This window comes from Agathobaculum ammoniilyticum, from assembly GCF_025567315.1.
Lineage (GTDB): Bacteria > Bacillota > Clostridia > Oscillospirales > Butyricicoccaceae > Agathobaculum > Agathobaculum ammoniilyticum.
In genome coordinates, this window is the sequence record NZ_JAOQJE010000011.1 from 50,404 (window position 1) to 59,166 (window position 8,763).

General features: G+C 52.0%; 9 protein-coding genes. 3 read left to right on the forward strand and 6 right to left on the reverse strand.

What is annotated here, in order from left to right; genetic code table 11:
* From OCV66_RS11755 to OCV66_RS11765, 3 genes are all read right to left on the reverse strand, one after another.
* On the reverse strand, positions 1-238 hold a 238-nt coding region (locus tag OCV66_RS11755; RefSeq protein WP_262564576.1), incomplete at its 3' end, for a hemerythrin domain-containing protein.
* A gap of 22 nt (positions 239-260) precedes the next feature.
* Positions 261-2,063, reverse strand: coding sequence for a methyl-accepting chemotaxis protein (locus OCV66_RS11760; RefSeq protein ID WP_147574437.1), 1,803 nt, complete (start codon positions 2,061-2,063; stop codon positions 261-263).
* Between the two features lie 51 nt (positions 2,064-2,114).
* Positions 2,115-2,816 carry a cell division ATP-binding protein FtsE gene (locus tag OCV66_RS11765; protein ID WP_107631886.1) on the reverse strand — a complete coding sequence of 234 codons (702 nt, stop codon included), beginning with the start codon at positions 2,814-2,816 and terminating at the stop codon, positions 2,115-2,117.
* 104 nt (positions 2,817-2,920) lie between these two features.
* Here OCV66_RS11765 and OCV66_RS11770 point away from each other — a divergent pair, with 104 nt between their 5' ends.
* A complete protein-coding gene (locus OCV66_RS11770; protein ID WP_054327109.1) occupies positions 2,921-3,805 on the forward strand; it encodes a C39 family peptidase in 885 nt (294 codons plus the stop codon).
* Here OCV66_RS11770 and OCV66_RS11775 read toward each other — a convergent pair.
* The 3 genes from OCV66_RS11775 to fliD are packed head-to-tail and all read right to left on the reverse strand — an operon-like array spanning position 3,802 to position 7,116.
* A complete protein-coding gene (locus tag OCV66_RS11775; protein WP_107631887.1) occupies positions 3,802-4,173 on the reverse strand; it encodes a hypothetical protein in 372 nt (123 codons plus the stop codon). The genes OCV66_RS11770 and OCV66_RS11775 overlap by 4 nt on opposite strands.
* Positions 4,170-4,541: a flagellar export chaperone FliS gene (locus OCV66_RS11780; RefSeq protein ID WP_054327111.1), complete on the reverse strand. Its 372-nt coding sequence runs from the start codon at positions 4,539-4,541 to the stop codon at positions 4,170-4,172. Before OCV66_RS11780 ends, OCV66_RS11775 begins: the two co-directional genes overlap by 4 nt.
* Positions 4,542-4,560: 19 nt before the next feature.
* Entirely contained in the window at positions 4,561-7,116 is a 2,556-nt protein-coding gene (gene fliD, locus OCV66_RS11785) for a flagellar filament capping protein FliD (protein ID WP_054327112.1), read from the reverse strand.
* A 151-nt stretch (positions 7,117-7,267) separates the two neighbouring features.
* Between fliD and OCV66_RS11790 the strand changes: the two genes are divergently transcribed.
* Together OCV66_RS11790 and OCV66_RS11795 are read left to right on the forward strand one after the other, a co-directional pair.
* On the forward strand, positions 7,268-8,038 hold the full coding sequence (locus tag OCV66_RS11790; protein WP_054327113.1) for a ParA family protein: 771 nt from the start codon (positions 7,268-7,270) through the stop codon (positions 8,036-8,038).
* A gap of 20 nt (positions 8,039-8,058) precedes the next feature.
* Positions 8,059-8,763: late competence development ComFB family protein (locus tag OCV66_RS11795; RefSeq protein WP_147574444.1), on the forward strand; the 705-nt coding region annotated here is incomplete at its 3' end.

The following is an 8,763-nucleotide window of genomic DNA, read 5'->3' on the forward strand; positions in this document are numbered from 1 at the left end:
GGATCTGCTTTTTATAATTTACATGGAAGGTACGGTGTGCATCGTAGTGCGGATAATGGTATTGCTTTTGTAGCTGTTCCTCATCCCCGAAGTGCTTTGCGACATAATCGGAAAGAAACTCTGCGGTGTCCCGAAGCGAGTCTCGGCCCCGTCCGGAGGCACAGGCATCCAGAAGGGCATTGATGGCTTCAAACAGCTGTGTATGCTCAGAGTCGATCAGTTCATTGCCGGTAACCAATTCTGGTGTAAGGGAATAGCGCTTAGTACTTATCGAGGTCCTCGGTAAAGGATTTTCCTGCTGCGGAGGAGCGACGAAAGGTATCCCCCTGATCGGGGGACAGTCCTCCTGCATAAGGGCTGCCGCCGAATTTTGCAGAGGAGGAACTGTTGACATGGAACGCGGAGAAAATCTGACGCATGATATTGGCCTGGGAGGAAAGCTCCTCGCTTGCCGCTGCGGATTCTTCGCTCGTTGCGGAATTGGTCTGTACAACCGTGGAAATCTGATCGATGCCCTGCATGATCTGGTCGATGGATTCCGATTCATGCTCTGCGGCATCGGCGATCCGGCTGATCTGCTCAACAGACTGCGTGGTCAGTTCTGCGCTCTGCGTAATGGAATCCGCCGCAGTGCGGGCGATTTCGGAGCCGTTTTCCACAGCCTTGATCGAGGATTCGATCAGAGCGGTCGTATTGCTGGCAGCTTCCGCGCTCTTGGTGGCGAGATTACGCACCTCGTCGGCGACGACCGCGAAACCCTTGCCCGCAGAACCGGCGCGCGCGGCTTCGACTGCGGCATTGAGCGCCAGGATATTGGTCTGGAAAGAGATATCCTCGATCGTTTTGATGATCTTGCTGATCTTCTGCGAGGTAGCTGTAATCTCGTTCATGGCCTCGATCATCTTGGCCATTTGCTCCTGGCTCGCGATATTCTGCTGTCCGGCCTTGTCCGCGTTTTCCTTCGCTACACGCGCCGATTCGGCGTTTTCGCGGGCAGCATCAGCAATATCGTTAATGGTGGAGGAAAGCTCCTCTACCGCGCTTGCCTGCTCAGTAGCGCCCTGTGCGAGCGCCTGCGCACCATTGGAAACCTGCTCGGCACCGGCAGATACCTGGTCGACCGAGGACATGGCGTTGGAGATCATATTGCCCAAAGTAGAAAGAAGGGTGGAAAGATTGTTGGATACGGTTTGAAGTGCGCCGGGGAAATTTCCGTTTACAGAAATCGTAAAATCGCCGTTGGCCATACTGGTAGTGACGCGTGCGACTTCGCTGATGGATTCCTTCAGGACCGTTTGGCTGGTCTTGAGCGCGGAGGAGATTTCACCTACCTCATCACGGGACTCATAAGTAACGGGACGATCGAGATCGCCGTCGCTCATAGCAACGATAGCGTCGCGCGCTTCGGACAGCGGCACCCGAATGGAGTGGATGATCTTAACAGCGAAGATAAGTGTGAGAGCCAGAAAGATCAGTGTCATGCTAACAAAGATAATAGCGATCCGTATGACATTGCTGGTTTCATTGTCGATAAGGACCTTTATGTCACTTTGTAATCCGCGAATAAAAGTGCGGGCAGCATCAGCTTGGGCAGTCAAAGCCGGCGTACACTCTTGCTGCAGGATTTCAGTAGCAGCATCAAAATCATTTTTATCCAGAGCGGCAGTGATTTCGGGAACAATATTCAACCATTTTTGCGAAGCGGCAATAACCTCATCTGCTGCATTGGCTGCCATATACTTTCCGGTATTTTCCTGTAAGTAAGAAATTTTCTCCTCCAAGCTGCTGATGGCTTCATTCAGTTTTTCCTGATTGGAGGCATAATCGGACTTGTTCGTATCGAGTACCATATCGCGTGCATAGCGAGCGGCGGTGTTGATATTGACCTGAGATTCCAACGCCTGTGTTTCAAGCTGTAGTTCGCCATTAATTAGATCGGTGTAACGGTTGTTAACAGAAATCGTATTGATCAGTGCAAATATGACGAGTATGAGTGACAGAATGATTGGTATGGCAAAACCTACGGCAAGTCGTGCGCTAATACGCATGTTTTTCAGCTTCATGTTGTGAAATTCCTCCTGAGTTTTGAAAATGAATTTATAAAAAACGGCAGCTTAACGCAACTCGCCGTATTTTCCTTTTTCGACGTCCCCTGCAATCCGGCCGGAAACCAGCGTAACAACGCGCCGGCACATGATATTGACAAAGTTTTTAGCATGGGTCGCCATAATGATGGTTGTACCGCGGCGGTTGATCTCGTTTAAAATGTTCATGATATCCCAGCCGGTATCGTCATCCAGATTTGCGGTGATCTCATCCAGGAGCAGGATATGAGGGTTGCAGATGATGGCTCGCGCAAGCTCGACCAGCTTTATCTGCCCGCCGGACAGCATGTATGGATAGGAGTCCGCCATAGTGCGCATACCAACAATGGAGAGGGCTTTGAGTGTGTTTTGTGGGATAACCCGATTGGAAACCCCCATGGCCCGCTGGACGATTTCAAGGTTTTCCCCGATCGTTTTTTTACGAATGAGGGCTGGTTCCTGCCACACCTGCCCAATCCGGCGGCGGTACAATGGACGCCGCCACTGTGGTATACGGTTGATCTGCTGCCCTTCCACCCATATGGCGCCCTCCTCCGGAGTGATGTGGTTTGCAAGCAGGCGGAGAAGCGTTGTTTTTCCCGCACCGCTGCTGCCAATCAGAAAAACAAAGTCTCCTGCTTCGATCGAAAGCGAAAGTTCGTCGATTGCAGCAAAACGGCGCTTTTCATTCATAAAATATTTGCTTACATGGTCAAATTCGATCTGGGGCACGCGTTGTTCCTCCGGAAAAATACAAAATGGTGGTCAAGAATGGACAAAAACGGGTTTATCTGCTATGATATCAAAAACAGGCTGACGATAAGGAGGTGAGCGGCGTGAAAAAAGTAAAAAAGCACAAGATCAGAAATACGGTTACCGTACTCCTCCTCATGGTATGCTGCATTGGTGGTGCGGAGCTTGCAGTCGCCTACTGGCTGGATCGGCCGGTTTTTGACAAGCTCACAAAGCCGGTGATACAGAAAGCGGAACAACTTTGGCAGCGCGGCGGCGAGGTGATTGCCGCCGGCCGGTTTTGGCTGACTGATAAATTCGCACAGCCTGCCCTTATGGAGCAGGAAACGGTAGACCCGCAGAAAGCCAGCGAACCCATGCTGTCAGACGGCGGGGAGGCGATCACAGATCCATCTGTCACAGAGCTGACAATAAAGGATGGGCAGGAACTTCTGACCGGCGGTTCCATTTCCGTTGCGTACTTTGCACAAAGCGATTCGGCGTGGAAGGATAAAAGCTATGGAAACGATCCGATCGGCAGCTATGGATGCGGCCCCACGGTTATGGCAATGGCTGTGCAAAGCATGACCGGAACGAAAACTGATCCGGAAAAAATGGCGGCGTGGTGCGCTGTACATGGTTATTGGGCACCCCAAAGCGGTTCTTACCATTCTATCGTGCAGGGGGTAGCAGATGCCTTCGGATTGGAATGTGATCCGGCAGGGACGCTTAGTGCGGACGAGCTTCGCCTTCAGCTTTCCGGTGGCCGCATTGCGGTGGCGCTGATGAAAGCCGGACATTTTACAAGCGGTGGACATTTTATCCTGCTGCGCGGTACAACAGTGGAGGGGAAGATCCTTGTAGCTGACCCCAACAGCCGCGCGCGCAGTCTGGCTGCGTGGGATGCCCAGACCATCATAGACGAACTGAGCGACAGCCGCAGCGCAGGAGCGCCGCTGTGGTTCCTGTCAAAATCAGTGCAGGATTAGCCGCGTGTGGAGAGACCCTGTTCGAGCCGCTGGTTGAGTGGAAGGAGCCGATCCAGCAACTGGCGGTTTTGCGCCATCTGCCGCGCGAGCAGTTGACCCTCTTCATCTTCAGGCAGGCCCCCGTCCAGAAGGGCCTGCCATTTTTGCTGCATATCGTCGGATAGGCTCGCACACAAGGTGTGTATGGCCTGATCTGAGGCTTGAAGTCGCAGAATCGACTCTTGACGCATGGTGAGCAGAAGTCCGAAAGAGGTGCGGTCTCCGCGGTCCAGCGATTCGCCGAGCTGTACGGTGAGATCAAGCGTTTCGCTTAAAGCGGTATACCTGCGGCGGAGCTGGGTCAGGAGCTGTTGGGCCTGTGCGTTCATACGCCGCCTTCTTTCTGAGCGGCGCGGAACGTATCGCGCAGGTCGGTCAGCCGCGGCTTTACCTCTGCCAGGATTCTGGTGTTGCGCCCGATCTTTACGCGGGTCAACTCATATGTGAAAAAATCATACAGGCGATGCAGGTCGTGGCTGATGGGATACTGTGGGTCAAGCGTATCGTCCAGATATTCGAGGATTTCGATACAGCGCGTGATGGATGCCTCGAAAAGCGTATAATCCTGCTTGCCTATGGCAAGCTCGGCGCGCGTAAGGCGCTTGACCAATTCGTCATAGAGCAGCAACAGCAGCTCGCCGCGTGTCATCGTATTGACAGACTGCGCCTTATACTGTTCGTAGCCATGCATATCCATAGGCTTTTCATCCTTCCGGTCAATAGCCGCTCCCACCTAAGCTGGCAAGGTAGGAGCTCTGGGAATTCATCTGGCTGATCAGAACCTCCAGCCTGCTGAACTTCGCGGTGTAGGTATCGATCTGATCATTCAATTTATCGGTAAGCGTGTCAATCATATCGGTGATATCCTCGAGCTGGTTCTGGATCGTATTGTTCAGCAGGGAGAGGGGGGAATACTGAGAGCCTGCCTTTTCGATCAGGATGCCCTTGGTCGCGCCGGTGGTACCGGCATATTTGTCAAGCTGAACTTTCAGGCGGGAAATAGCGCCGCCCGAGGAGGTGTCATCCACCCAAGTGGTTGTACCGTCTGCGTTGGTAACCTGCTTTTGCTCCATCGGGTCGGAAAACGCGCTTGCCACGGCATCCGGATCGGTTTCAAGGATGGAACGCAGTTTGGTTTCGTCGAGTGTGATTTTGCCCTTATCTGAATAGTTTGTGGAAACATTGATACCGATTTTGGACAAATCAGAGCCGGAAAAGAGAAAGCGCAGACTGCTGGAGAGCGAACCAAGGTCGCTGTCATTGAACAGCAGGCCCTGCTTGGCCTTTGTCTCAAAGGCTTCAATCTCCTTATCGCTCATATCCGCCTTCTGATCTTCTGTAAGCGGCTCGTAGCTCTTATTGTAATCGGGCTGGGTGGAATACTGCTCATTGATCTCCGAGAGGACCTTGTTGTAATCCTCGACAAAGCTCTTGATTGCGTCGACAATCTTATCGCTGTCCACCTTTGCGCTGAACGAAACACCGGAATCATTTTCCGCAGCCGCGTCAAAGGTGCCGCTGGCGGTAACGGTAAAGCCGTCTATGTTGAAAGCATTAGTGCCGCTGGTCAGCTCCCGTTCCACACCGTTAATAAGCGCGGTCATTTTTGCATCCTGTCCCTGAATACGGGTGGAGGAAGCGCTGTCGACATACTGCCCCTGTTTGTCCAAACGCTGGATTTTTGCGGTGCTGCCATCATCACTGTATTCGACGGTGCCAAATAAACGGGCGGCAAGATTATCCGCCCCATCCGAGGTGGTTTCGCTAATGGAAACGCGGCCGCCGGTACCACCGTGCGTGGAGGAAAATACAAACTGGTTAGAGGTTTTGGAATAACTGAGCTTGACGCCGGCCTCGGGCTTGCTGTTGATTGCGCTGGTCAACGTACTGATGCTGTCGTTTGCGCTGAATTCCCCGATCTTTACACCGTTGATTTCAAAGGAATACAGGGCGTTTCCACTTTCATCGGTCTTGATTTTCCCATCAGGGCCGGTAATAGCAGTCATACCCTTAATGATGGTGATTTTCTTTCCGTCCTGCTCTATCGAATCGGTACCATACAGGTCGCCCAGAGTTTTGCTCGTATTGACACGGTTGGATGCGCCTCGGTCGATACCGAAAATGCCGCCCTTGCCAACCACATGGAGCGTGCCGGAGTCGATAGAAAGCGTATCGCTGTCACCCTTAACAGAGAAAGAGGGCTGGAACGTGCCATCTGAGGCGGTGTTGGAAACCGTAACCCTACCGTAGCCGAACGCCTGATCCAGCTGCGTTTGCAGATAGTTTTGCATAGCGGAATTGGGGTCAGAGGACTCGAAGATTGCCTTGTATTCTGCAGAATCCTTTTCCGGCATCGTGATTGTTGCCGTGGTGCCATTGAAAGTAAATTTCATGGAAGAACCGGCTAAAACCTCACCGGCGGGTTTGCTGGTGGCCAGATCCGTCGCTTCCACTGCAGAGGAGGATTCGATTTTATCGGTTGCCGTCAGCTTGCTTCCGCCGGACAGATGCAACGCTGTCAGCACTTCCTGAGAGGAACTGCCCAGCAGCTCGAGGGTGTTGGTTTCGCTGGAGTTGGTAAACTGGAACGAAATTTTTCCATCGACGACCTCGGCCTTGACCTTGCTGTCCATTTTTATACTGGTGCCATCGCTAAGCGAGACAGAGGCGTTTGAAAGCTGCCGGTTAATTTCATCAGCGACATCTTCAACGCTTTTGTATTCACGATCGCTGTCAAATGTAATGGAAAAGGATTTGTTGCCATATTTAAAGGATAACTGCTTTCCGGCCAGATTACTTACGTTCACATCACCTTTCAAGTCCACGCCCTTGGAGGCGTCAATGCTTTGGGTGTTGTCAATACCACTCAAGCCGGAAAAGGTGATGGTTTCTGATTTTGCAAGCTGGCTGACACGCTGGATCACAATATCGCTTGTTGTACTGCCGGAAGCTGAAATTAAGTCCTTATATTTACCGGCTGTAGTGATAATACTCGGCTTGAAGAAATTCGCACTCATCAGATTGGTTGAGGAGGTGTACGAGGTATATTTGGTGGAAAGCTGCACCAATTGATCGCTGATACTGCGGTACGCTTCCTGCTTCCACAGCAGCTTTTGCTGTTTCTGTTGCTGCGCTGTGATTTTGTTTTTTGTGCCCATGACCATGTTTTCGATCATGGCTTCAGTATCCATGCCGCTGGCAAGTCCGCTCAGCACATTGCGGCTGCCATAAAGGCTGGAGGCGCTGCTGCCGCCTACACTGCTTACTGCCATAAAAACACTCCTTTCCCCATGATACGGGGTGATAATACAGTGAACAGGATCATGCAGAAAAAAATAAAAATCCCTATATTTTTATCTCGACGTATAGTATACTAAAATTAAGGGCGGAAAGCTTTTTTTTAAAGACAAAGGAGTGATTTTATTGGCGGAGATAATTGCGGTCACCAATCAGAAGGGCGGCGTTGGCAAAACAACGACCGCCGCAGCGCTGATTGCTACACTGGCGGAAAAGGGGAAGAAAGTTCTTGGCGTCGATCTGGACCCGCAGGGCAATCTCGGCTTCAGCCTCGGTATAGATATTGATAATGTACATACCCTGTATGAGGTGTTTAAAAAACAGATACCGGTCGAGCAGGCGTTATGTGCTACGGAGTATGGGGACATGCTCGCGGCAAATATCCTGTTGTCCGGTGTGGAATTGGAGTGCAACAAGCCAGGGCGGGAGTACCTGCTCAAGACCGAGCTGTCCGCGCTGTCGGCGGATTACGACTATATCATTATTGATACGCCGCCTGCACTGAACCTGTTGACAGTGAATGCTTATGTGACAGCGGACAAGCTGATCATCCCGATGGCACCTGAGATTCTCAGCCTGCTTGGCGTAACCCAGATCAAGGAAACAATCGAAACGGTGAGGCAATACTATAACCCGCGTCTGAAGGTCATCGGTATTCTGCTCAATAAATTCAATGCACGGCTCAACCTGAACAGGGATGTGCTGGATCTGTCACGGCAGATCGCAGAGCAGCTTGATACCAAGGTGTTTGAAACAAAAATAAGGCAGGGTGTGCTTGTGGCGGAATCACCCGCACATGGGAAAAGTGTTGTGACCTATGCGCCGCACTCCAAGCCTGCAATGGATTTTGTTGCGCTTGTTGAAGAAATACTGCAGGAAGGCTCGGTGGAGCAGTAACGTGGGAAAGGGGAAAAAACATGGCGGAAAAGCGCAGCAGTAAAACGGCGCGCGTGCTGAACCTGATCACGCAGCAGGGGGGTGAAACGCCGGAGCAAAACACAGAGGAGGTACGGCAGCCGGCTGACGTAACGCAGGAAGAGAAAAAAGCGGTGAAGCGCAAGGCCGCAAGGAAAGCTACGGTCCCTCGCAAGCCGGCTGTACAGAAGAAAATAGAGGACCAGGATGAGCCGGATCAGCAAGCGTCAGCTGTGCCGGAGCGCATGGCACAATCCGCACCGCTGCCGGTTGTCCCTATCGTGCAGACCACAAAGGATCGGGAAAAGGCATTGTCGGACGAGATACGCACAGGTCTGTTACAGGCGCTGGAAGCAGAGGTGAACGCAATACCGGCGCAAACAGCGGAGGAGGAGGCGCCTCCGGATGAAAAAGCAGTCGACAATATGCCGTCAACGGAACCGGAACCAGCGGAGCAGAAAAAGATATGCTTTCCATCACAAGGCGCAAAGGAAGAACAGGCCTTTGTAACACCGCATGGGGAAAAGGATGTCCAATACATTAACGTTCTGCAGGAGCTGGTGGAGGAGGAAGCAGCATACTATGTAGAACATATGCTGCAATGCCGCTGTGCTCGCTGTGTTGCAGATATGAAAGCGCTGGCATTGACAAACCTGCCCTCCAAATATGTTGTGTTGGACAGCAAAAGGCGGAATGCGATGATGAGT

What these genes read in the sequence shown, in the direction of transcription:
- OCV66_RS11760 (WP_147574437.1), bottom strand. Translation starts at nt 2,063, where the DNA reads ATGAAGCTGAAAAACATGCGTATTAGCGCACGACTTGCCGTAGGTTTT.
- OCV66_RS11775 (WP_107631887.1), bottom strand. Translation starts at nt 4,173, where the DNA reads ATGAACGCACAGGCCCAACAGCTCCTGACCCAGCTCCGCCGCAGGTAT.
- OCV66_RS11780 (WP_054327111.1), bottom strand. Translation starts at nt 4,541, where the DNA reads ATGGATATGCATGGCTACGAACAGTATAAGGCGCAGTCTGTCAATACG.
- fliD (WP_054327112.1), bottom strand. Translation starts at nt 7,116, where the DNA reads ATGGCAGTAAGCAGTGTAGGCGGCAGCAGCGCCTCCAGCCTTTATGGC.